This is a genomic window from Streptomyces sp. NPDC055287, from assembly GCF_053646035.1.
In genome coordinates, this window is record NZ_JBSHNE010000001.1 from 17,100 (window position 1) to 39,489 (window position 22,390).

Sequence of the window (22,390 nt, forward strand, 5' to 3'; positions counted from 1 at the left end):
GAGTGGTCGCCGTGGCCGGTGGCGTGGCCGGTGTGCCGGGTGGTGGTGGAGTGGTCACCGTGGCCGGTGGCACTGGTGCGAGTGGTGCCGCCGAGGTGCTGGAGCTGCTGGCAGGGCGGGGCGAGACGCTCGCTGTTGCCGAATCGCTCACCGGCGGTCTGGTGGCTGCGGAGCTGACCGCCGTGCCTGGTGCTTCCCGAGTGTTCCGCGGGGCCGTCACGGCGTACGCCACGGAGCTGAAACGGGACATTCTCGGCGTCGACGCGGCACTGCTGGAGCAGCGTGGGGCCGTGGATCCCGAGGTCGCGCGCCAGATGGCGGCAGGGGTACGGCGCGTACTCGGAGCCGGCTGGGGCATAGCGACCACGGGCGTCGCCGGTCCCGATGCCCAGGACGGGCAGCCCGTCGGGACCGTGTTCGTCGCGGTCGCGGGGCCGGCCGGGGTCGGGAAAGTGGCCCGGCTGAGGTTGAACGGAGACCGGGCGGTAATCCGTATGGAGAGTGTACGGAGGGCACTGACCCTGCTCTCCGGCGAACTGCACGAAAATGCGCGGGCACAGGATACGGAACAGAACGGGGGGAATTGATGTTTGCAGCCCTGAGTGAACACGACATCGCTCCCCGCACGGCCGCAGCGCGAGGCGGTACGGTGGGGCGTGAAGGATGCGGCTACGCGGTCCGAGGAGGGAGCCACCGATGATTCTGCTCCGTCGCCTGCTTGGTGACGTGCTGCGTCGGCAGCGCCAGCGCCAGGGCCGTACTCTGCGCGAAGTCTCCTCGTCCGCCCGAGTTTCACTCGGCTATCTATCCGAGGTGGAGCGGGGGCAGAAGGAGGCATCCTCCGAGCTGCTCTCCGCTATCTGCGACGCGCTTGACGTACGGATGTCCGAGCTCATGCGCGAAGTGAGTGATGAGTTGTCGCTGGCTGAGCTGGCGGAGTCGGCTGCGAGCGAGCCGGTGCGTCCACCGGTACGCCCGATGCTCAATTCCGTTTCGGTGACGTCGGTGGCAGGTGTGCCACCGGAGCGGGTGACGATCAAGGCACCCGCGGAAGCGGTGGACGTGGTCGCCGCCTGACTGCGGCGACTGCGGTCTGAAGGCTTGTAAAAGAGCCCCGGTGGGTCCTGAGGGACCTCCGGGGCTCTTTTATGCGCTCGCATGACCGTTTTACGGCGTTTGTGCCATGGTGAAGGCTGTGACGGCTGTGAAGGGCTGGTCGGTCCGTTCTGTTTTCTGCCGGTTGGCTCTTGTTCTCTGAGGAGGGAAAACGGATGTCTGTCGTGAAGAGCACTCTGCCCGAGGCGGATCTCAAGGTGGTGGGCGAGGCCCTGCAGGGCGCGCTCGTGGACCTGGTGGATCTCTCGCTGGTGGCCAAGCAGGTCCACTGGAACGTGGTGGGTCCGCGATTCCGGTCCGTACACCTGCAGCTCGACGAGGTCGTCGGCACGGCGCGGCTGCACTCCGACTCGGTGGCGGAGCGGGCCTCGGCGCTGGGTGTCAGTCCGGACGGGCGGTCGGCGAGCGTGGCACGGGCGACGGCGATCCGGGAGGTTCCGTCGGGGTGGATCAAGGATGAGGACGCCGTACGGATCCTGGTGGACGCGCTCGGTGTCGTGTCGGGGCGCATGCGGGAACGGATCGCGGCGACCGCTGAGCCGGATCCGGTGAGCCAGGACATCATCATCGGGCTGACGGCGGACCTCGAGAAGCACGCATGGATGTTCCAGGCGGAGAGCGTGTAGGGGGCGTAGAGCGCGGGCGCGTGCGGTGTCAGGTGCGGGTGGGTGCGCCGGGGTGTGCTTCCGGTGCGCCCTCCCGGTGTGTGCGGAGAGCCGTCTAGCGTCGGCCGGAGGAGGCAGCCATGACATGGCGTGACTTCTGGGGACGCGGGGCGGTGCTGGTGCTCGGCGCGGTGTGGTGGTGCGCCGTGCTGCGGCTTGTGCTGCTGCCCGAGCGGACGGGGGTCGTGGAGGGCGCGGTGGCGGCGGGCGGCTGGGGGCTCAGCCTGCTGCCGGTCCATGTCGTGTCGGCGGCTGCGGCCGGGGCGGATGCGAGGCGTCGGCGCGGGGCCCGGTGTGCGCCGGGGGCGGAGGGTGGGACCGTCTCCCGGCTCGCGCCGGAGCGTCGGGGCGCGTCGCGGGTGCTGCGGCGGGGGGCCGTGGGGGCGCGGCGGGGTGCCACAGCGGTATGGCGGGGGGCCATACCGCTGTGGCGCGGGGCTGTCATCGGATGCAGGCGCGGTGCCATCGGCTTTCACGGCGCTACCAGGGCATTACGACGCCGCCGTTCGGGCGGAGGATCTGGCCCGTCGTGAAGGCGGAGGCGTCGGATGCCAGGTGGAGGACGGCGTGTGCGATGTCCTCGGGCTCGCCGACGCGGGCCAGTGGGGACGCGCGGACCATGGCCTCCTCCACCCGGTGCTGGAGGGTCGCGTCGTGGCGGTCGGTCATGGGGGTGCGGATCCAGCCGGGAGCTACGGCGTTCACGCGGATGGAGTGGGGGCCGAGCTCGGTCGCGAGCGTCCTGGTGAGCTGTACGACGGCGGCCTTGGCGGCGCTGTAGCAGAGCAGGCCGGCGTTCGCCGCGTCGACCGCGCCTGACGCCATGGTGATGATGCTGCCGGGGGTCTTGGTGGCGATCATCGCGCGGGCCGACTCCTGGCAGGCGTACAGAACACCTTTGAAATTGACCGCCAGGACGCGGTCGAGGTCCTCGTCGCGGGTATCCAGGACGGTGCTGCTGTGCATGATTCCGGCGATGGCCGCGAGGATGTCGAGGCGGCCGACCGCTGCTACCGCCTGCGCGAGGCGGGCGCGGTCGGTGACGTCGAGGAGGTGCGGGTGGGCGGTGCCGCCTGCCTTGTCGATGAGAGTGGCGGTCTCTTGGAGGCCGTTCTCGTCGCGGTCCGCGCAGTGGACGGTGGCGCCTGCTTCGGCGAGGAGGAGTGCGCTCGCCCGCCCGATGCCGCTCGCGGCGCCGGTGACGAGTGCGGTGCGGCCGGTGAGGTCGTACGCCTTGAGGGGCATGGGGGGAAGGTACGACTGGATCTGACGAGTCGTCAATTGGGGGTGCGGGGCAGTGCCGGGGTGTGCTGGACGTGGGTGTGAGGTGTGTGTGGGGGGCGTGGGGGAGCCTACGGTGCGTGGGTGCGTGTGTGGTGGTGGGTGAGGTGTCGGGTGCCGAGTGGTGTTTGCCGTCGGTCAGGGGGTCGGGCCCGACTGGCAGCGGGGGCACCAGTAGGTGGGGCGCAGGCGGCTGCCGTCGCCCTGGTCGGCGTGGCGGATCGTGGCGCCGCAGCGCAGACAGGGTCGACCGGCGCGGCCGTACACGTACAGCAGCGAGGTGGGGGCGCGCTCGCGGAGGGTGGTGCGGCGGCCGGGGCGGTCGCGGTTGGCCTCCAGGAGGCGATTGGCGGCGGCGACCAGGCGCTCGGGGGCGGGGAGTTCGCCGATGGGCAGCCAGGGGGTGACGCGGGCGAAGAAGCACAGCTCGGACTTGTAGACGTTGCCGATGCCGGCGAGATTGCGCTGGTCGAGGAGCGCTTCGCCGAGGGCGCGGCCGGGTTCTGCCAGGAGGCGGCGCAGCGCTTCGTCGGCATCCCAGTCCGGGCCGAGGAGATCGGGGCCGAGGTGTCCGACGGCCTGCGCTTCGTCCTGGGTGCGGATGAGTTCGAGTACGGGGAGGCGGTAGCCCACGGCGGTGTGCTCGGCGGTGCCGAGGATGGCGCGGATCTGGTGGGCGGGGCCGCCCCGCCATCGTTCGGTGGCGGCGTAGATCCTCCAGGAGCCGTCCATCCCGAGGTGGGAGTGGAGGGTGAGGCCGCCCTCGATGCGGGCGAGGAGGTGCTTGCCGCGAGGGGTGACGTCCAGGACCGTGCGGCCGGTCAGGTCGGCGGTGGCGAATCGCGGGACGCGGAGGTCGGCGCGGGCGAGCAGGTGACCGGCGAGGGCGGTGTGCAGGCGCTGGGCGGCCTGCCAGACGGTGTCTCCTTCGGGCATGGGTCCATGATGCGGTGGAGCGGGGCGGGGTGCGGTTTCTTCCCCTGTCCTTCCCGTGTTGCCTGCGGGATGTTGGTGCAGTGGTGGGGTGTTCTGGGGTGGGTGGGGGCGCGTGGTGGTCCTCTTGCCGCCTCGATCGCCGACGACGGCTCGAAGATCGCTGTCTGCGGGCGCCTGAGAGCTGATGGCCGGGCCTCGGGGCCGGGGGAGTCGACGGGTTTGCTTCCGCGGTCCGGGCAGGTGGATCCCGCCCGGGCGGCGATTCCCGGGTGGGGTCGTGCGTGCCGTCGGCCGCGCATGTGAGGTCGGGGCGGCTTCGGCTCAGGGGCGCAGGCGCAGACCCCGGGGGGTGGGGTGGAAGCCTGCTGCTTCCAGGATCTTGCCCAGGGGGGAGGTCAGGGCGGGGGTGCCGTTGGTGCGTTCCACTGTGACCGTGCCCAGCGAGCCCTGTCCGGCTGCCGTCGCCAGGGCTTCGGCCGCCGCGGTGAGGCGGGGGTCGGAGGCCGACGGGTCGTTCGGGTTGGTGGGCCAGGCCAGCAGGGTCTTGCCGCCGCGCTCCATGTAGAGCGTCAGCTCGCCATCGACGAGGACGACCAGTGCTCCCGCTTTGCGGCCCGGTTTGTGGCCCGCGTCGGAAGGCGGTTCGGGCCAGGGCAGGGCTGCCCCGTACGCGTTGGCGGGGTCGGCGGCGGCCAGCACCACCGCGCGGTTCGGGGAATCGGCCGCCGCGCGCTCGCGCGCGGTGGCCGCCGCGCGCAGGCGGTCGACCGCGCCGTCCATCGCGAACTGGGCGGCGCCGAGGCTCTCCACGACGTAACCACGGCGGGCCTGCCCGCTGTCCTCGAACGCGGCGAGGATGCGGTACGTCGCCGAGAAGCCGCCCTCGACCCCCTCGGCGGCGACCGCGCCGCGCGTGACCACGCCGTGCCGGTCGAGCAGTGTGCGGGCGAGCGCGTGGGCGCGGTGGGTCGGATCTGGTTCGTGGGCGGGGAGCAGGGACCAGCGGCCGGAGACGGTGGGCGGGCCGGTGCGGGAGACGGGGCGGGCGGCCGCGCTGAGGGTGCCGTAACGCCCGCGTGGGACGGTGCGTTTGGCGCGGTGGGCGGTGGAGCCGGCCGTACGGCCCGAGCCCAGCAGAGAGCGCAGCGGTGCGAGCGTGTCGTTGGTGAGGCGGCCCGACCAGGCCAGGTCCCACAGCACATCGGCCAGCTCGGGATCGGTGCAGTCGGGGTGGGTGGTGGCGCGGACCTGATCGGCGATCTGGCGGAAGAAGAGCCCGTAACCCCCGGAGAGGGTGGTCAGGACCGATTCGTGCAGGGCGGTGAGTTCGAGGGGGTGCGGCTGGGGGAGGAGCAGGGGCGCCGCGTCGGCGAGGTAGAGGGACACCCAGCCGTCCTTGCCCGGCAGGGCGCCCGACCCGGCCCACAGGACCTCGCCTGTGGTGGTGAGTTCGTCGAGCATGGCGGGGGAGTAACCCGCGACGCGGGACGGGAGGACCAGCTTCTCGAGCGCGGAAGCGGGGACGGACGCGCCCTGCAACTGCTCGACGGCGCGCACCAGTCCGTCGATGCCGCGCAGGCTGCTGCTGCCGAAGTGCTGCCACTGCGGCAGGAACGTGGCGAGCGAGGCGGGCGGAACCGGCTCCAGCTCGTGGCGCAGGGCGGCGAGGGACCGGCGCCGCAGGCGACGCAGCACCGTTGCGTCGCACCATTCCTGGCCGATCCCGGCGGGGTGGAACTCGCCCTGTACGACGCGGCCGCCGGCAGTGAGGCGTTGCAGGGCGCCGTCCGTCACTGCCGCGCCCAGGCCGAACCGGGCGGCAGCCGTGGCGGACGTGAAGGGGCCGTGCGTACGGGCGAAACGGGCCAGAAGATCGCCGAGCGGGTCCTTGACGGGCTCCGTGAAGGCTTCGGGTACGCCGACGGGGAGCGCCGTGCCCAGTGCGTCGCGGAGCCTGCCCGCGTCCTCGACGGCCGCCCAGTGGTCCGCCCCCGCGATCCGCACGCGGATCGCCCGGCGGGAGGTCGACAACTCCTGCGCCCAGCCGGGTTCGGCGCCGCGCGCCCCGAGCTCGGCGTCGGTGAGGGGGCCCAGGACCCGCAGGAGGTCGGCGACGCCCTCCGTGTCCTTGATACGGCGGTCCTCGGTGAGCCACTGCAGCTCCTGCTCCAGCTCGGTCAGGACATCCGCGTCGAGCAGCTCGCGCAGCTCCGCCTGGCCGAGCAGCTCGGCCAGGAGCCGGGAGTCCAGGGACAGGGCGGCGGCGCGCCGCTCGGCGAGGGGCGAGTCGCCCTCGTACAGGAACTGGGCGACGTAACCGAAGAGGAGGGAGCGGGCGAACGGGGAGGGCTCGGGGGTGGTGACCTCGACGAGCCGGACGCGGCGCGATTCGATGTCGCCCATGAGCTCGGTGAGGCCCGGTACGTCGAAGACGTCCTGGAGGCACTCCCGTACGGCTTCGAGGACGATCGGGAACGAGCCGAACTCCGAGGCGACCTGGAGCAGCTGGGAGGCGCGCTGGCGCTGCTGCCACAGCGGGGTGCGTTTGCCGGGGCTGCGGCGTGGCAGCAGAAGCGCGCGGGCGGCGCATTCACGGAAGCGGGCGGCGAACAGCGCCGAGCCGCCGACCTGATCGGTGACGAGCTGGTTGACCTCGCCTTTGTCGAACGCGACGTCGGCGGCCCCGAGGGGGGCCTGGTCGCTGTCGAACTCCGTGCCTGGGCGGGACGGTTCGTCGTCGAGGAGGTCGAAGCCCATCAGGTCGGCGTCGGGCAGGCGCAGCACGATGCCGTCGTCGGCGTGCATGACCTGGGCGTCCATGCCGTACCGCTCGGTCAGGCGGGTGCCGAGGGCCAGCGCCCAGGGGGCGTGCACCTGGGCTCCGAAGGGGGAGTGGATGACGACCCGCCAGTCGCCCAGCTCGTCGCGGAACCGCTCCACGACGATGGTGCGGTCGTCCGGGACGTGACCTGCGGCGCGGCGCTGCTCGTCGAGGTACGACAGGACGTTGTCGGCGGCCCAGGCGTCGAGTCCGGCGGCGGTCAGGCGCAGCCGGGCGTCCTCCGGGGCGAGGGATCCGACCTCGCGGACGAACGCGCCCAGCGCGCGGCCCAGTTCTAGGGGGCGGCCCAGCTGGTCGCCCTTCCAGAAGGGGAGCCGGCCCGGCACGCCGGGGGCAGGCGAGACGAGCACCCGGTCGCGCGTGATGTCCTCGATGCGCCACGAGGTGGTGCCGAGCGTGAAGACGTCCCCCACCCGGGATTCGTAGACCATCTCCTCGTCGAGTTCGCCGACCCGGCCGCCGCCCTTCTTGGGGTCGGATCCGGCCAGGAAGACGCCGAAGAGCCCGCGGTCGGGGATGGTGCCGCCGGAGGTGACGGCGAGGCGCTGAGCCCCGGGGCGGCCCGTGACCGTACCGGCGATGCGGTCCCACACGACCCGGGGGCGCAGTTCGGCGAAGGCGTCGGACGGGTAGCGGCCCGCGAGCATGTCGAGGACCGCCGTGAACGCGGACTCGGGAAGCGAGGCGAACGGGGCCGCGCGGCGGACGACGGTGAGCAGGTCGTCGGCCTGCCAGGCGTCGAGCGCGACCATGGCGACGAGCTGCTGCGCCAGGACGTCGAGCGGGTTCGCGGGGACGCGCAGGGCCTCGATGGAGCCGCTGCGCATGCGCTCGGTGACGACGGCCGACTGGACCAGGTCGCCGCGGTACTTGGGGAAGACGACACCGGTCGAGACCGCGCCGACCTGGTGACCCGCGCGGCCGACGCGCTGGAGGCCGGAGGCGACGGACGGCGGTGACTCGACCTGGACGACGAGATCCACCGCGCCCATGTCGATGCCCAGCTCCAGGCTGGAGGTCGCGACCACGGCGGGCAGCCGGCCGGCCTTCAGGTCCTCCTCGACCTGGGCGCGCTGCTCCTTGGAGACGGAACCGTGGTGGGCGCGGGCCAGCACGGGCGGAGCGCCCTTGGCGGCGCCCGCCTGTGCCATGACTTCGGCGGGGGAGTGGTCGCCGGGAAGCGGTTCGCCGGTAGCCCGTTCGTATGCGATCTCGTTGAGCCGGTTGCACAGGCGCTCGGCGAGGCGGCGGGAGTTCACGAAGACGATCGTCGAGCGGTGGGCCTGGACGAGGTCGGCGATGCGCTCCTCCACGTGCGGCCAGATCGACGGCTTGTCGCCCGCGTCGTCCCCCTTGGCGGGGGCGCCGCCCAGCTCACCGAGGTCCTCCACCGGGACGACCACGGACAGGTCGAACTCCTTGCCCGAAGGGGGCTGGACGATGGCGGCCTGCCGCTGGGGGGAGAGGAAGCGGGCGACCTCGTCCACCGGTCGGACCGTCGCCGACAGCCCGATCCTCCGGGCGGGGCGCGGCAACAGCTCGTCCAGCCGCTCCAGGGATACGGCGAGATGCGCGCCGCGCTTGGTCCCCGCGACGGCGTGCACCTCGTCCAGGATCACCGTCTCGATGCCGGCCAGGGCGTCGCGGGCGGCGGAAGTGAGCATCAGGAACAGCGATTCGGGTGTGGTGATGAGGATGTCCGGCGGCTTCGTCGCCAGCGACCGCCGCTCGGCGGCCGGGGTGTCGCCGGAGCGGATGCCGACGCGCACGTCGGGTTCGGTCATCCCCAGCCGGACGGCCTCCTGGCGGATGCCGGTGAGCGGGCTGCGCAGGTTGCGCTCGACGTCGACCGCGAGGGCCTTGAGCGGCGATACGTACAGCACCCGGCAGCGCTTCTTGGGGTCCGCGGGCGGGGGCTCGGACGCCAGGTCGTCGAGGGCGGCGAGAAACGCGGCCAGGGTCTTTCCGGAGCCGGTCGGGGCCACGACCAGGACGTCGGAACCCTCGGAGATGGCCTGCCAGGCACCTTCCTGCGCCGCGGTGGGCGCGCTGAAGGCCCCCGTGAACCAGCCGCGGGTCGCGGGGGAGAAGGAGTCGAGCGCAGTCCTGGACATGCCCCCCATCGTGCACCCGACCACTGACAACGGGTGTCCAGGACATGGACGCGCAGGTCAGCGGCGCGCGGGACGGGCGCAGAATGGCTTTATGGCGACGGAGGCGCGGCACGCGGACGAGTGGGCGCGGCACTGGCAGTATCCGGGAGTGCCCGGTCTCGACCTGTTGCGAGCCCGCTACGTGCGCCATTCCTTCTCGCGCCACAGCCACGAGGGATTCGTCTTCGGTGCCGTCTTCCGCGGAATCGAGGACGTGGTCATGCCGCAGGGCACGATCAGGGCCCGCCCGGGCACCGTCGTCATGATCAACCCCGAGGTGCCGCACGCCGCCCACGCCGGTGTGCCCGAAGGATGGTCGTACGCCACCCTCTACCCCTCGGCGCAGGTCGTCGCCGGCATCGCCGACGAGACGACGAGCCTCCGGGGGACGGCCGGTTTCGCCGAGACCATGGTTGAGGACGCCGACACCGCGCGGCTCGTCCGCGCGGTGCACAAGGCAGCCGAGGAGGGCAACGCCCTCGCCGCCGACAGCCTGCTCCGCATCGCCGTGGCGCGGCTGCTGCGCCGGCACGGCCAGACGTTGCCCGCCCGCGCGCCGGCCGCGGCGGGGGCGCGCACGGCGGCGCTCGCGAAGAGCCTCCTCGAGGAGCGCATGGCCGATCCCCCTTCCCTGGAGCAGCTCGCGAACGAACTCGGGACCGGCCCGTTCGCGCTCCTGCGCGCGTTCAAGGCGGCGTACGGCATGCCGCCGCACACCTGGCTCACCAACGCGCGCGTGCGCAGCGCCCGGCGGCTCCTGGAGGCCGGCACCGCCCCCGTCGAGGCCGCCGCCGCGGTCGGGTTCAGCGACCAGCCGCATCTGAACCGCCACTTCACCCGGATCGTCGGGGTGCCGCCCGGCGCCTACCAGCGGGAGCGCGCAAGAACGTACAAGACCGGCCGCGGCCGCCCGACGTAGTGTCCCGGACGTGGCAGAACAGACAGCACCCCCAGCAATACGCACAGAACCACCCGCGGCCAAACCGGACAGTGCCGTCGTCCGCGACGCGCTCGGCGTGGGCGTCGCCGTCGGGCTCTCCGGCTTCGCCTTCGGTGTGACCTCGGCGGGCTCGGGCCTGAGCCTGCTCCAGACCTGCGCGCTCAGCCTCCTCGTGTTCACGGGGGCCTCTCAGTTCGCGCTCGTCGGCGCGCTCGCGGCGGGCGGCAACCCGTTCACCGCTGCCGCGGGCGCCTTCTTCCTCGGTGTACGCAACGCGTTCTACGGACTGCGGCTGTCCCAGCTGCTCGCCCTGCCCCGTTTCGTACGCCCCTTCGCCGCCCACTGGGTGATCGACGAGACCACGGCCGTGACGCTCGCGCAGCCCTCGCGCCGCAGCGCCCGGCTCGGCTTCACCGTCACCGGACTGTCCCTGTACGTGCTGTGGAACCTCACCACTCTGGTCGGCGCTCTGGGCGCGGAAGCCATCGGCGACACCGACGCCTGGGGCCTGGACGCCGCGAGCCCCGCCGTCTTCCTCGCACTCCTGGCGCCCATGCTCCGTACCGGCATGGAACGCGCTGTCGCGGGTCTCGCGGTGCTCCTGGTCCTCGGCCTCCTGCCGGTGCTGCCGGCGGGCATGCCGGTGCTCGTCGCCGCGCTCGCCGCCCCCGCCGTGCTCTTCGTACAGGGCCGCAGGGCACGCGACACCAAGGAGGAGGGACGATGAGCGTCTGGATCGCGATCGGCGCCACCGCCGTCGGCTGCTACCTCGTCAAACTGCTCGGCCTGCTGGTGCCCGCAGGGGCGCTGGAGCGCCCGCTCGTGAAGCGCCTGGCCGCCCTGCTGCCCGTGGCCCTGCTGGCCGCTCTCACTGCCCAGCAGACCTTCAGCACCGGTCAGCACCTGACACTCGACGCCAGGGGCGCGGGACTCGCGGCGGCGGCGCTCGCGATCGTCCTGCGCGCCCCGTTCCTCGTCGTGGTCGGGGCCGCTGTGGTCGTCACCGCGGGTCTACGGGTGATCGGCTGACGTACAGAGCCCTCGGTAATGTGACGCGTCACACCGGCCGGATTCTCCAGTTCCGCAGCGCCCAGGGAGAGACCATGACGCTGTCACCCGCCGCCAGGGCACTCGCGCTGCGCTGCGAGCCCCGGGTCAACGAACTCGCGCGGCGCATGGCCCGGGACTCCTTCGAGGAGCTTCCCGGGTACGCCGAGCTGCCGGGCGACGTAAAGGACCTGGAGATCGCCGCGACCGCACGCCACGGCGTACGGCTGTTCCTGAGACGCGTCACGCAACCGCACTCCGGCCCCACGGGCCACCGCCTGTTCCGCGAGCGCGCCGCACAGCGCGCCGAGGAAGGCATGCCCCTGCACCTCCTGCTGCGCACGCACGCCCTCGGGATGTACGTCCTGTGGCAGGCCATGCGCGAGGCGGCCGGGCCCGGCGACGAAGCCGCCCTCATCGCTCGTCGACCTGCTGCTCCAGTCGCACCACGGCGTCGTCGGGGCCGTCACCGAGACCTACCTCGACGAACGCTCCGCCCTCGAAGCGGAACAGCGCGAACAGCGCCGCTCCCTGGTACGCGGGCTCCTCGACGGCGTACTGCCGCCCGGCCACGTCCTGCTCGACGAGCTCCGGCTCGAAGGGCCCGCACTCGTGCTCGCCTTCGGATTCGCCCCGGCCGTTCCCGGGAACGCCGTGGCGGCGCGCCGGCGCAGGCGCCGCGTACAGACCGCCCTGGACCACGCCTTCGGAACGGACGTTCTGGCCCTCCTCGACGCCGATTCCGGACGCGCCGTCGTCCCTGCCGACCGCGAGCCGCCGGAGAACCTCGCGCAGCTCGTCGGCAAGGCGTACGGCACCGGTGCACGGATCGCCGCCGTCACGGCCGCGGGACCAGAGGGCGTGCCGGAAGCGGCCCGTACCGCCACCGAGATTCTGCGCGTCACGCGCGCGTGCGGCATTCCGCCCGGGCTGCACAGGCTCGACGACGTACTCCTCGAATTCCATCTCTCGCGCCCCAGCGAGAGCAGCCACCAGATCGCCGCCCTGCTCGACCCGGTCGCGGACCGTCCGGAACTCATCGGCACCCTCCGCACGTTCCTCGCACAGCAGCAGGACCGCCGTGCCACCGCCACCCTGCTCGGCCTGCACCCGAACACCGTCGACAACCGGCTCGCGAAGACCGCCGAGCGGACCGGCATCGACCTGTCCTCCCCGCGCGGCACTGCCCTCGCCATCGCCGCCCTGCTGCTGCGGGACGCCGCCTCGCCGCAGTCAGCCGATGACGCGTCCGTACGCCCGTAGCGTCAGCAGGGCGTCGATCGTCACCACCGGACGCGCCTCCAGTGCCGTCCCCGGCGCCCACTCCCGCCAGCGGATCGGCCAGCCCCCGTCCTCCCGCTGCCCGGCCGCGAGGAAGTCCAGGGAACGGCTCATCTCCTCATCGGTGAACCAGCCGCAGGCAAGCGATCCTCGCGTACGGGCGTAGTCGTACGCGAAGTGGTACTCACCCGGCGCGTACCCCGCGGAGACTGGCTGCTCCCCGGCCCGCGCCGGATCCAGCACCACGAGCCCCTGCTCGCGCACCAGCCGGCCGAGGCGATCCGCGGCGGCCCGGGCCCGTCTCCGGTCGGGGACGCCGTCCAGGAACGCGAGTGCCGCCTGGACCTCGTACGGATGGGACTTCTCCAGCGCCTCGACCGCGGCCCAGCAGAAATCGGTGGCTCTGAAGAGCCACGCGTGCCACACCTCGTTGCGGTGCAGCAGCCCCACCACCGGACCCGTCGCCAGGAGATCACTCGGAGGGTCGTCCACGACCGGGACGAACGGCGCGGCAGGATAGCCGCGCAGCGAAGGGTGCACCGCGGGCAGCGCCCCCTCCTTCGTCGACACCTCGGACAGATAGCGGCACATCCGCTCCACCCGCCCGCCCTCGCAGCTGCCGATGGAATCAAGGACACGCAACGCGTGGGCGACGTGCAGCGGCTGGCTCACGGGACCGCGCAGATCGGGTTCCAGCGCGTAGCCGTAGCCGCCGTCCGAACCCTGGTACGGGGCGAGTGCCGCTTCGACGGCGTCGGCGCCGCCCTCCAGGAAGTGGTAGGCGAAGCGCCGCTGTTCGAGAACGCGAGCGGTCAGCCACACGAAGTGCTCGGCGCGTGCAAGGGGGGATGCTCCGGATCCAGCCATGGAACGACCGTAGGACGGAAAGCGCTCTCGGCAAGCTCCCCGGACCGGGCTGCACTCTCAGGGGCGCGATACTGGGGTCATGCGGTTGACGATTTTCTGGGAGCGGATGGCGGAGCACTTCGGCGAGCCGTACGCCGATTCCTTCGCCCGCGACCATGTGATGGCCGAACTCGGCGGCCGAACAGTGCACCAGGCCCTGGCGGCCGGCTGGGACGCGAAGAGCGTATGGCGCGCCGTCTGCGTCGCGATGGACGTTCCCGCGGACAAGCGCTGACGTGCGGGGAGGGGGGCGCGAGGGGCGCGATGTCACAGGCATGAGCCAGACTGGCCCCGTGGCATCCACCGACGAGCCCGCCGGGCAAGACCACCCGCCGACCGCACCACCGCCCCCGCCCCCGGGGACGGACAGCGGTCCGGCCCGCATGCCCAGGTGGCTGCCGCGCGCCATGGTGCTCGCCCTCGCGCTCTATGCCTGCTTCCAGCTCGGCAACTGGGCGTTCCACCAGCTCATCGGCCTGCTGCTCAACATCCTCATCGCCTTCTTCGTGGCCCTCGCGATCGAACCCGCCGTCGGCCGGATGGCGGCCCACGGCATGCGCCGCGGCCTCGCCACCTTCCTGGTCTTCATCGGCGTGCTGGTCGCGGGTGTCGGGTTCGTCGTGCTGCTCGGCTCGATGCTGGCCGGGCAGATCGTCGAAATGGTCGAGGACTTCCCCAAGTACCTCGACCAAGTGATCAACTGGATCAACCAGACCTTCCACACGGAGCTCTCCCGGGTCGAGGTCCAGGACAGCGTCCTCAACTCCGACTGGCTGCGGAGGTACGTACAGAACAGCGCGACCGGAGTGCTGGCCGTTTCGGCAACCCTGCTCGGCGGGCTGTTCAAGCTCCTGACGATCTTCCTGTTCTCCTTCTACTTCGCCGCCGACGGCCCCCGGCTGCGCCGCGCCCTGTGCTCCGTACTGCCGCCCGCGCGCCAGGCCGAGGTGCTGCGCGCCTGGGAGATCGCGGTCGACAAGACCGGCGGGTACATCTACTCCCGCGGCCTGATGGCGCTCATCTCCGGCGCCGCGCACTACATCCTGCTGCTCATCCTCGACGTGCCGTACGCTCCCGCCCTCGCGGTGTGGGTGGGGCTCATCTCGCAGTTCATTCCAACGATCGGTACGTACCTGGCGGGCGCACTGCCGATGCTGATCGCCTTCACCGTCAACCCCTGGTACGCGCTGTGGGTGCTCGGATTCGTCGTCGTCTACCAGCAGTTCGAGAACTACGTACTGCAGCCCAAGCTGACCTCGAAGACCGTCGACATCCACCCCGCGGTCGCCTTCGGATCGGTCGTCGCCGGCACGGCGCTGATGGGAGCCGTCGGCGCGCTGATCGCGATCCCCGCGATCGCCACACTGCAGGCATTCCTCGGCGCCTACGTGAAGCGGTACGCCGTGACGGACGACCCGCGCGTGCACGGCAGGCGCCCGCGGCGCCGGGGCATCTCGGCCCTCGCACGCCTGCGCCGCACACTCCGCCACGAGCCCCGGTCGGTGTCCCGCACCGACCGGACGCCGCCGTCCTCGGACGACGACGCCTGACCCGTTCACGTACGGCCCGTCAGTGGCGCTCCAGCTCCACCCTCGGCAGCGCCCTGCGCAGCCACTCCGGCAGCCACCACGCACGCCGCCCCAGAAGCTGCATCACCGCCGGCACGATCAGGCAGCGGATCACGACCGCGTCCAGCAGAATCGCGACCGCCAGGCCGAGACCGAACTGTTGAAGCATCCGGTCGGGGCTCAGCATGAACGCCGAGAACACCACGATCATGATGGCCGCGGCCGCCGTGATCACCTTGCCCGTCGCGGCCAGCCCCTCGCGTACGGCACCCTGAGCGTCCTCGGTGCGCTCCCACTCCTCATGGATGCGGGACAGCAGGAACACCTCGTAGTCCATGGAGAGCCCGAAGACGATCGCGAAGATCATGACCGGAATGAATGCCTCGATGGGGCCGGGCTCGACACCGAACCAGCCGTGCTGGAAGACCAGCGTGATCACTCCCAGAGCGGCCCCGATGCTGATCAGATTGAGCAGCGCGGCCTTGACGGGGATCAGGACCGACCGGAACACGGCGAGCAGCAACAGTGCGGAAAGCCCCACGACGATCGCGACGAACAGCGGCATCCGGTCCGAGACCGTCGTCGCAAAGTCCTCGGTCGCTGCCGTGGCCCCGCCGACCAGCAGATCGGCGCCCGTGTCCCGCTCCAACGGCGGCAGCACGTCGGAACGCAGCCGGTCGACCAGCACCGACGTCGCCTCGTCCTGCGGGGCCGAGGCCGGGAACGCGATGACGGTCGCCACCGCGCCGTCCTCGGTCGAGGCCGGCGGAGTCACCGCCACGACACCGTCGGTCTTCCCCAGAGCGCTGCGGACCCGCTGCGCCGCGTCCCTGCCACCCCCGTCCGCGACGACGACGAGCGGACCGTTGAAGCCGGGACCGAAGCCCTCCGCCAGCAAGTCGTACGCCTTGCGGCTGGTCTTCGTCCGCGCGTCGTTGCCCGCGTCGGCGAACCCGAGGCGCATGTCGAGCGCCGGGGCGGCCAGCGCTCCCAGCGCGACCAGCGCCACGATCAGCGCCGCCCACGGCCGCCGCTGCACACCGGTCGCCCAGCGCCGCCAGGCGGCGCCCTCCACGCGCTTCGACTTCGCGGCGCGCCTGGCCACGCCACGCTCGATGCGCCTGCCCAGGACGCCCAGCAGGGCGGGCAGCAGCGTCAGCGACGCGGCCATGGTGACCAGGACGGTCAGCGCCACCGCGAGCGCCACGCCCTGCAGTGAGCCGAGGCCGAGAGCCACCAGGCCCATCAGCGCGATGATCACCGTGCAGCCGGCGAAGAAGACGGTACGCCCGGCCGCGTCCAGCGCCGTACGGGTGGCCTGTTCCGTCGGCACCCCTTTCAGCAGCTCTCCCCGGTAGCGGGAGAAGATCAGCAGCGCGTAGTCGATGCCGACGCCCAGACCGACCAGCATCATGACCGGTGGGGTGAAATCGGCGACGTTCGCGAGATGCGAGGCCATCGCGATCAGTCCCACCGACGTACCCACCGCGAACAGCGCGGCGACGACAGGCAGGCTCGCTGCGACCAGGGAACCGAAAAGGAACACCAGGATCACGAGCGCACCGAGCATGCCCGCTCCTTCCGCCGCGCCACCCCCGCCTTCCTCGGCGCCCCGCGCGGCGTCACCCCCGACCTCGGCCTGAAGACCGTCACCCGCGACCGACCTGGCGGTGTCGATGAGCTTGACGACGTGCTCCTTGGGGACCTCCTCCGCCTTGCCTTCGAGCGTGACGGTCGCGTACGCGACAGTGCCGTCCTCGGAGAGCGCCGCCCTGTCCTCGTACGGACTGCGGACATCGGCGACACCGGGAAGCTTCGCGACGTTCTCGAGCATGGAAACGACGCGTTCCTCGGCGCCAGCGCCGCGCAGACCCGCACTGTCCTTGAGAACGATCTGCACCGTGTCGCCCGCCTGCGCGGAACCGTGCTCCTGGAGTGTGGTCCTGGCGGCCTGCGAATCCGTACCCGGGAGCGAGAAATCGTTGTGGTAATCGCTGCCGACGGCCACAGAGGCGGTCGTGACGGCGATCAGTACGGCCACCCACAGGCCCAGGGCCCGCCAGCGGTACCGGTGAGAGAAGGCAGCCAGGCGCTCGAAGACGCTCGCCCGGCGTGCGGCCGGCCGCTGTGCGTGGTCGGCTGTCGGTTCGGTGCCGGTCGTCATGACACAACTCCTTGTGGGATCGGTGAGGACGGGAAGTGAGAACAGGTGGTGAGGACACGTGGGTGGGGACAGCTGGGCGGGACAGGGGATGCGGAGACCTCAGAGGTACGAAGGCCCGGTGACGCGGTCGCGGAACGTCCGCCACAGCCACACCTGCGCGGCCACCAGCCCGGGTGTCACGACGAGCAGGGCAGGAACCAGGAGCGAGAGAGTGGCGCTGTCCGCCGCCGCCTCCTCGAGCGGCAGGCGCGAGCCGCCGAGGAGCGGCAGGGCGGCCATCACGAGAGCGGTCAGCGCGAACGAATGAAGGCGGGGTGTACGGCCGACCAGCTGCCTTGCCCGCTCGTACGGCCTGCCGGTCAGCCGCAGCGCGGCGAAGCCGAGCCCGTGCGCCGCGAACAGCAGCGCCACGGCGAGTGCCGTGGACACTGTCAGGCCAGCCGACGCCGGCCGGACCGGGTCCCCGGTCAGCAGACCGGCGTACAGCGCCCCCCAGGACAGCGCCACGGTCCAGCTGCCGCACACCACCAGCGCGTCCATAACGGTGCGCCACGCGCGCGTGGCGCCGCGCCCCCGCCACCACAGTCCCGCGTCGCGCACGACCCAGCCCGCGACAAGCGGAAGGAGCACCAGGAACTGTCCCTGGAACAGCTCCCCCTCGAGGGTCGGGAAGCAGCCGATCAGCACTCCGGCGGTGGCGATCAGCCACACCTCGTTGCCGAGGAGGAACGGCCCGATCGAGCCGAGTACGAGACGCCGCTCACCGCTGTCGCGTCCCAGGTACGGCAGCAGCATGCCCACCCCGAGATCCGCGCCCGCCAGCACGAAGTAGCCGGTGGCGAAGAACCCCAGTAGGGCGATGGCAACGAGGTCCATGACGTCTTCTCCGGACTTCTTCTGTCGTCAGTACGAGTGGACGGGGAGAGGGCGGTCGAACGAGCCGTCCTCGGAACGGTCGTCCGTACCGAGAGACACCCCGGAAGGACCGCGTCGTGCGGCGCGCAGCAGCAGCCACCAGTTGACGGAGACCAGCAGCGCGAAGAGGGCACCGAAAACGGCGAGCGACAGCCGCATCTGCCCGGCGGAAAGGGAGGAGCCCGCGTCCTGTGTTCTCAGCAGCCCGTAAATCACCCACGGTTGGCGGCCGGCCTCCCTGAAGACCCATCCCGCGGTCATGGTGACGAACGGAAGGGGCACCACGGCCATCAGCAGCACGTGCCAGACACGGAGGTGATGGACGGCCCACTTCAGGGAGCCGAGGACAACGCCCAGGACGGCCAGGAAGAACATCAGGCCGAAGACGGACAGCATCACGATGGCGCCCGCCCTGGTCCACGCCTCGGACGGCAGATAGTCACCGGGCCCGAACTCCGCCACCATGTCGGCCTGCAACCGCGCCATCCCGGCCGGATCGCTCTGGAACACCGCCATCTTCGCGGGCTGGTACTCCCGCAGCACCGGGAACTGTGCACCGCCGACCGCCGCGGTGAAGAACACGGCGGGCAGAGCGGTGAAGACACCGATCCGCAGCGAGCGGCGGAACAGTTCGTGCTCCGACGTACGCCGGAACAGATGGAAGGCACTCACACCCGCCATGAAGAACGCCGCGGTGACGAGGGCGCCGCCCGCTATGTGGAAGAAGGCGAAGAGGGTGGACGGGTTGGTTAGCAGCGCCCAGGTGTCGTTGATCACCAGCCCTTGCGAGGTCTCCCGGTACCCCACCGGATGATTGAGGAAGCCGTTCGTGACGAGGATCCAGTACGCCGAGAGATACGCCGTCAGCGTCACCACCCACAGCAGCGCGAGATGGACGGCCCTGCCGAATCGGTTCCAGCCGAAGATCCACAGACCGAGGAACGTCGACTCGACGAAGAACGCGACGATCGTCTCCATCGCCAGGGAAGCGCCGAACACGTTCCCCGCGTAGTGCCCGAGACCGCTCCACGCCATGCCGAACTGGAACTCCATCACGATGCCCGTGACGATGCCGACGGCGTAATTGATGACGTACAGCTGACCCCAGAAGCGCACCATACGGGCGTGCACGGGATCGCCGGAGAAAACCGCGCGCGTCTGGATGACGGCGACCACCGTCACGAGCCCCAGGGTCAGGGCGACGAAGAGGAAGTGTCCGCCGGCGGTGAGGGCGAACTGCAACCGCGCGAGATCGAGCGTTTCTGAATCCACGCCTGAGACTGTGCGGGCACGGTCAGGGCCGGGGCATCAGCCCGGGGAGGACAGCGTGCGTACCCCAGAAGTTGCGGGCCCGGCCGACGGCGTACCCCAGGAGTAGCGTCAGAGGCAGCGCGCGTCAGCTCATCCAGCCAGGAGTGATCATGCCGCTCTCGTAGGCGAGGATCACCAGCTGCGCCCGGTCACGCACGCTCAACTTGGTCATGATCCGGCTTACATGCGTCTTCGCGGTGGCCGGGCTGAGCACCAGGCGCTGGGCGATCTCGTCGTTGGACAGGCCTGCGCCGACCAGGCCCATCACCTCCCGCTCGCGCTCGGTGAGGGCGTTCAGGCGCGGGCTCGGATCCGGCTGCCTGGCGCGCCCCGCGAACTCGGCGATCAGGCGACGGGTGACCGCGGGAGCGATGAGCGCGTCGCCGCGCGCCACGACCCGTACACCGTGCAGCAGTTCCATCGGTTCGGTGTCCTTCACGAGGAAGCCCGACGCGCCCGCGCGCAGCGCCCCATAGACGTAGTCGTCGACATCGAAGGTGGTGAGGATGACGACGCGTACGCCCTCGAAGAAGGGATCCGAGACGATCCGGCGGGTCGCCTCCAGGCCGTCGAGTTCGGGCATCCGGATGTCCATCAGCACGACGTCGGGACGCAGTTCGCGGGCGAGCGCCAATGCCTGATGACCGTTGGCCGCCTCACCGACGACCTCGATGTCGTCCTCGTCGTCGAGGATCGACCGGAATCCGGCCCGCACGAGCGTCTGGTCGTCGGCCAGCACGACGCGGATCACTCGCTGCCCCCGACGGGGATACGGGCCTCTACGAGGAAGCCGCTGCCGGTGTCCAGGGCGGTCAGTTCGCCGCCCAGTGCCCGCGCCCGTTCCGTCATTCCGTTGATTCCGCTGCCCTCCGCGCCGGGCGCCGCGCCCTGTCCGTCGTCCTCGATACGCACCACGACATTGTCGCCGTCGCGCCGCACGGTGACGACAGCCGTGTGCGCCCGGGCATGACGGGCGACGTTCGTCAGGGACTCCTGGACGATGCGGTAGGCGGCCAGCGAGACCTGCGGCGGCAGCCCTTGTGCCGCGTCCTCCACGGTCGTACGGACATCGAGCCCCGCCGCCCGCGCGCGGGCGGCCAGTTCCCCGATCTGCTCGATCCCGGCGACCGGCGCGACCGGCGCACCCTCCCCGTCGTCGACCTGGCGCAGCACGCCGAGAGTGGCGCGCAGTTCGCGCAGCGCGTCCTTGCTGCTGTCCCTGATCGCCTCCAGCGCGGGCACCAGCTCCTCGGGGCCGCGCGGCCGCTTGGAATGGCGGTGCAGGGCGGCGCCCGCCTGAACGTTGATCAGCGAGATGTTGTGCCCGAGTACGTCGTGCAGCTCACGCGCGATGCGAAGCCGCTCCTCGGTCGCCGACTGCCGCGCCCGTACGTCCTTCTCGCGCTCGGCGGCGCGGACCCGCTGCTCGACCTCGCGGAGGTAGGCACGGTGCGTACGGTTCGCCTGGCCGACCGCGATCACGCCGACGAACCAGCCGGCCATCAGGAAGATCGCGGGGTCGTCGACGTGCCGCTCGCCCCTGGTCACCACCTGCTCGACGTACACGGTGGACAGCATCGTGACGACGGCGAGAGCGATGGCCGCGGCGAGGTGCCCCTGGGCGGCGACGGTGTAGAGCGCGTACGCGAAGGCCAGGAGCAGGATCGGCAGGTCGACGGCGCTCAGCGGGAAGTACGCCGCGCAGCACAGCAGAGTGGCCACCGCGACAGGCACCGGCCACCGGCGACGCCACAGCAGGGCCGAGCAGCCGACGGCGATCAGCGCCCAACCGAGCAGCAGCCGGCCCGGAGAGTCGAACGAGTCCCGGTCGCGCACGAGGGTGCCGACGACTGTGACCAGGGCGACGCAGACCGCGACGGCGACGGGCACGGTGCGCTGGGGGAGGGCCATGACCCGAAGGATAGGCGGGGCGGGAGGGCCGGGGCGGTGGGCGTGGTGCGCTTGACAGCAAAATCGAACATCCATTCTGATGGGGTTCTGGCCGTGAAAGCTGCAAGGGTTATCCACAGGTCAGGACGACGCCGGGGCGCGTTGTCAGTGGCAGGAGATAGCGTCTTTGACGTGAAGCGATCGACTCAAGCAAATCGGGTGGAACCCATGGCAGCAGGCACCGACCGCGAGAAGGCGCTCGACGCCGCGCTCGCGCAGATTGAACGGCAATTCGGCAAGGGCGCGGTCATGCGCCTCGGCGACCGGCCGAACGACCCCATCGAGGTCATCTCCACCGGGTCGACCGCCCTGGACATCGCCCTCGGCGTCGGCGGACTGCCGCGCGGCCGCGTGGTGGAGGTGTACGGACCGGAATCCTCCGGTAAGACGACGCTGACGCTGCACGCCGTGGCCAACGCGCAGAAGGCCGGCGGCACCGTCGCCTTCGTGGACGCGGAGCACGCGCTCGACCCCGAGTACGCCAAGGCGCTCGGCGTCGACACGGACAACCTGATCCTCTCCCAGCCGGACACCGGTGAGCAGGCACTCGAGATCGTGGACATGCTGGTCCGCTCGGGCGCCATCGACCTCATCGTCATCGACTCCGTCGCGGCCCTCGTGCCGCGGGCCGAGATCGAGGGCGAGATGGGCGACTCGCACGTCGGCCTCCAGGCCCGGCTGATGAGCCAGGCGCTGCGCAAGATCACTGGTGCGCTGCACCAGTCCGGCACCACGGCGATCTTCATCAACCAGCTCCGCGAGAAGATCGGTGTGATGTTCGGCTCGCCGGAGACCACGACCGGTGGCCGGGCGCTGAAGTTCTACGCCTCGGTGCGGCTCGACATCCGGCGCATCGAGACTCTCAAGGACGGCACGGACGCGGTCGGCAACCGCACCCGCGTCAAGGTCGTCAAGAACAAGGTCGCGCCGCCGTTCAAGCAGGCCGAATTCGACATCCTCTACGGGCAGGGCATCAGCCGCGAGGGCGGTCTGATCGACATGGGCGTGGAGCACGGCTTCGTCCGCAAGGCGGGTGCCTGGTACACGTACGAGGGCGACCAGCTCGGCCAGGGCAAGGAGAACGCCCGTAACTTCCTGAAGGACAACCCCGATCTCGCCGACGAGATCGAGAAGAAGATCAAGGAGAAGCTGGGCGTCGGCGTCAAGCCGGTGGCCCCGGGTGCCGAGCCCGGCGCGGACGCTGCGGTCAGCGCCCCGGCCGCGGCAGGCGACGCGAAGTCGGTACCGGCTCCGGCGACCAAGGCCAAGGCGGCCAAGCCCGCGGCAGCCAAGAGCTAGACCGTGACCCGGAGGA

General features: G+C 71.3%; 21 protein-coding genes. 10 read left to right on the forward strand and 11 right to left on the reverse strand.

Annotation, left to right across the window (positions count from 1 at the left end; translation table 11 throughout):
* The first annotated feature begins 59 nt into the window (after positions 1 to 59).
* From ACWIHY_RS00060 to ACWIHY_RS00070, 3 genes are all read left to right on the forward strand, one after another.
* Positions 60 to 587, forward strand: a complete 528-nt coding sequence (locus tag ACWIHY_RS00060; RefSeq protein ID WP_454373835.1) for a CinA family protein — start codon at positions 60 to 62, stop codon at positions 585 to 587.
* A gap of 109 nt (positions 588 to 696) precedes the next feature.
* The gene (locus ACWIHY_RS00065; RefSeq protein ID WP_028814221.1) at positions 697 to 1,077 is read left to right on the forward strand and encodes a helix-turn-helix domain-containing protein; all 381 of its coding nucleotides are present in this window, start codon (positions 697 to 699) and stop codon (positions 1,075 to 1,077) included.
* A gap of 194 nt (positions 1,078 to 1,271) precedes the next feature.
* On the forward strand, positions 1,272 to 1,742 hold the full coding sequence (locus ACWIHY_RS00070; RefSeq protein WP_454373261.1) for a Dps family protein: 471 nt from the start codon (positions 1,272 to 1,274) through the stop codon (positions 1,740 to 1,742).
* Between the two features lie 519 nt (positions 1,743 to 2,261).
* Here ACWIHY_RS00070 and ACWIHY_RS00075 read toward each other — a convergent pair.
* The 3 genes from ACWIHY_RS00075 to ACWIHY_RS00085 form a co-directional block, all read right to left on the reverse strand.
* Positions 2,262 to 3,026, reverse strand: a complete 765-nt coding sequence (locus ACWIHY_RS00075; RefSeq protein ID WP_454373262.1) for an SDR family NAD(P)-dependent oxidoreductase — start codon at positions 3,024 to 3,026, stop codon at positions 2,262 to 2,264.
* 174 nt (positions 3,027 to 3,200) lie between these two features.
* Positions 3,201 to 3,998 carry an Fpg/Nei family DNA glycosylase gene (locus ACWIHY_RS00080; protein WP_454373263.1) on the reverse strand — a complete coding sequence of 266 codons (798 nt, stop codon included), beginning with the start codon at positions 3,996 to 3,998 and terminating at the stop codon, positions 3,201 to 3,203.
* Positions 3,999 to 4,319: 321 nt separating this feature from the next.
* Positions 4,320 to 8,954, reverse strand: coding sequence for an ATP-dependent helicase (locus ACWIHY_RS00085; protein WP_454373264.1), 4,635 nt, complete (start codon positions 8,952 to 8,954; stop codon positions 4,320 to 4,322).
* Positions 8,955 to 9,045: 91 nt separating this feature from the next.
* Here ACWIHY_RS00085 and ACWIHY_RS00090 point away from each other — a divergent pair, with 91 nt between their 5' ends.
* Genes ACWIHY_RS00090 through ACWIHY_RS00100 form a run of 3 tightly spaced genes read left to right on the forward strand, consistent with a single transcriptional unit; the run spans position 9,046 to position 10,962 of the window.
* Complete coding sequence (locus ACWIHY_RS00090; protein ID WP_454373265.1) at positions 9,046 to 9,912, forward strand: AraC family ligand binding domain-containing protein; 867 nt, start codon at positions 9,046 to 9,048, stop codon at positions 9,910 to 9,912.
* 10 nt (positions 9,913 to 9,922) lie between these two features.
* Positions 9,923 to 10,660: an AzlC family ABC transporter permease gene (locus ACWIHY_RS00095; protein ID WP_454373267.1), complete on the forward strand. Its 738-nt coding sequence runs from the start codon at positions 9,923 to 9,925 to the stop codon at positions 10,658 to 10,660.
* Positions 10,657 to 10,962, forward strand: a complete 306-nt coding sequence (locus tag ACWIHY_RS00100) for an AzlD domain-containing protein (RefSeq protein WP_454373268.1) — start codon at positions 10,657 to 10,659, stop codon at positions 10,960 to 10,962. The genes ACWIHY_RS00095 and ACWIHY_RS00100 overlap by 4 nt, the downstream gene beginning before the upstream one ends.
* Positions 10,963 to 11,045: 83 nt before the next feature.
* On the opposite strand, the gene ACWIHY_RS00105 is transcribed toward ACWIHY_RS00100, so the two are convergent.
* Together ACWIHY_RS00105 and ACWIHY_RS00110 are read right to left on the reverse strand one after the other, a co-directional pair.
* On the reverse strand, positions 11,046 to 11,450 hold the full coding sequence (locus ACWIHY_RS00105) for a hypothetical protein (protein ID WP_454373269.1): 405 nt from the start codon (positions 11,448 to 11,450) through the stop codon (positions 11,046 to 11,048).
* On the reverse strand, positions 11,395 to 11,553 hold the full coding sequence (locus tag ACWIHY_RS00110) for a hypothetical protein (RefSeq protein WP_454373270.1): 159 nt from the start codon (positions 11,551 to 11,553) through the stop codon (positions 11,395 to 11,397). The genes ACWIHY_RS00105 and ACWIHY_RS00110 overlap by 56 nt, the downstream gene beginning before the upstream one ends.
* A 39-nt stretch (positions 11,554 to 11,592) precedes the next feature.
* On the opposite strand from ACWIHY_RS00110, the gene ACWIHY_RS00115 reads away from it, so the two are divergent.
* Positions 11,593 to 12,243 (forward strand): PucR family transcriptional regulator, encoded by a 651-nt coding sequence (locus ACWIHY_RS00115; protein WP_454373271.1) that lies wholly within the window; start codon positions 11,593 to 11,595, stop codon positions 12,241 to 12,243.
* Here ACWIHY_RS00115 and ACWIHY_RS00120 read toward each other — a convergent pair.
* A complete protein-coding gene (locus ACWIHY_RS00120) occupies positions 12,214 to 13,128 on the reverse strand; it encodes a hypothetical protein (protein WP_454373272.1) in 915 nt (304 codons plus the stop codon). The genes ACWIHY_RS00115 and ACWIHY_RS00120 overlap by 30 nt on opposite strands.
* 79 nt (positions 13,129 to 13,207) lie before the next feature.
* Between ACWIHY_RS00120 and ACWIHY_RS00125 the strand changes: the two genes are divergently transcribed.
* Entirely contained in the window at positions 13,208 to 13,402 is a 195-nt protein-coding gene (locus ACWIHY_RS00125; protein WP_454373273.1) for a DUF3046 domain-containing protein, read from the forward strand.
* A 148-nt stretch (positions 13,403 to 13,550) separates the two neighbouring features.
* Positions 13,551 to 14,717, forward strand: a complete 1,167-nt coding sequence (locus ACWIHY_RS00130; protein WP_454373836.1) for an AI-2E family transporter — start codon at positions 13,551 to 13,553, stop codon at positions 14,715 to 14,717.
* Positions 14,718 to 14,736: 19 nt separating this feature from the next.
* Here ACWIHY_RS00130 and ACWIHY_RS00135 read toward each other — a convergent pair whose 3' ends face one another.
* The 5 genes from ACWIHY_RS00135 to ACWIHY_RS00155 form a co-directional block, all read right to left on the reverse strand.
* Positions 14,737 to 16,899: an MMPL family transporter gene (locus tag ACWIHY_RS00135; protein ID WP_454373274.1), complete on the reverse strand. Its 2,163-nt coding sequence runs from the start codon at positions 16,897 to 16,899 to the stop codon at positions 14,737 to 14,739.
* A gap of 99 nt (positions 16,900 to 16,998) precedes the next feature.
* Positions 16,999 to 17,775 (reverse strand): cytochrome d ubiquinol oxidase subunit II, encoded by a 777-nt coding sequence (locus ACWIHY_RS00140; RefSeq protein ID WP_454373275.1) that lies wholly within the window; start codon positions 17,773 to 17,775, stop codon positions 16,999 to 17,001.
* Between the two features lie 27 nt (positions 17,776 to 17,802).
* Positions 17,803 to 19,086: a cytochrome ubiquinol oxidase subunit I gene (locus tag ACWIHY_RS00145; protein WP_454373276.1), complete on the reverse strand. Its 1,284-nt coding sequence runs from the start codon at positions 19,084 to 19,086 to the stop codon at positions 17,803 to 17,805.
* A 124-nt stretch (positions 19,087 to 19,210) separates the two neighbouring features.
* Positions 19,211 to 19,876 (reverse strand): response regulator transcription factor, encoded by a 666-nt coding sequence (locus tag ACWIHY_RS00150; RefSeq protein WP_454373277.1) that lies wholly within the window; start codon positions 19,874 to 19,876, stop codon positions 19,211 to 19,213.
* The gene (locus ACWIHY_RS00155) at positions 19,873 to 21,036 is read right to left on the reverse strand and encodes a sensor histidine kinase (protein WP_454373278.1); all 1,164 of its coding nucleotides are present in this window, start codon (positions 21,034 to 21,036) and stop codon (positions 19,873 to 19,875) included. Before ACWIHY_RS00155 ends, ACWIHY_RS00150 begins: the two co-directional genes overlap by 4 nt.
* A 207-nt stretch (positions 21,037 to 21,243) precedes the next feature.
* Between ACWIHY_RS00155 and recA the strand changes: the two genes are divergently transcribed.
* Positions 21,244 to 22,374, forward strand: coding sequence for a recombinase RecA (gene recA, locus ACWIHY_RS00160; protein WP_454373279.1), 1,131 nt, complete (start codon positions 21,244 to 21,246; stop codon positions 22,372 to 22,374).
* Positions 22,375 to 22,390 lie beyond the last annotated feature (16 nt).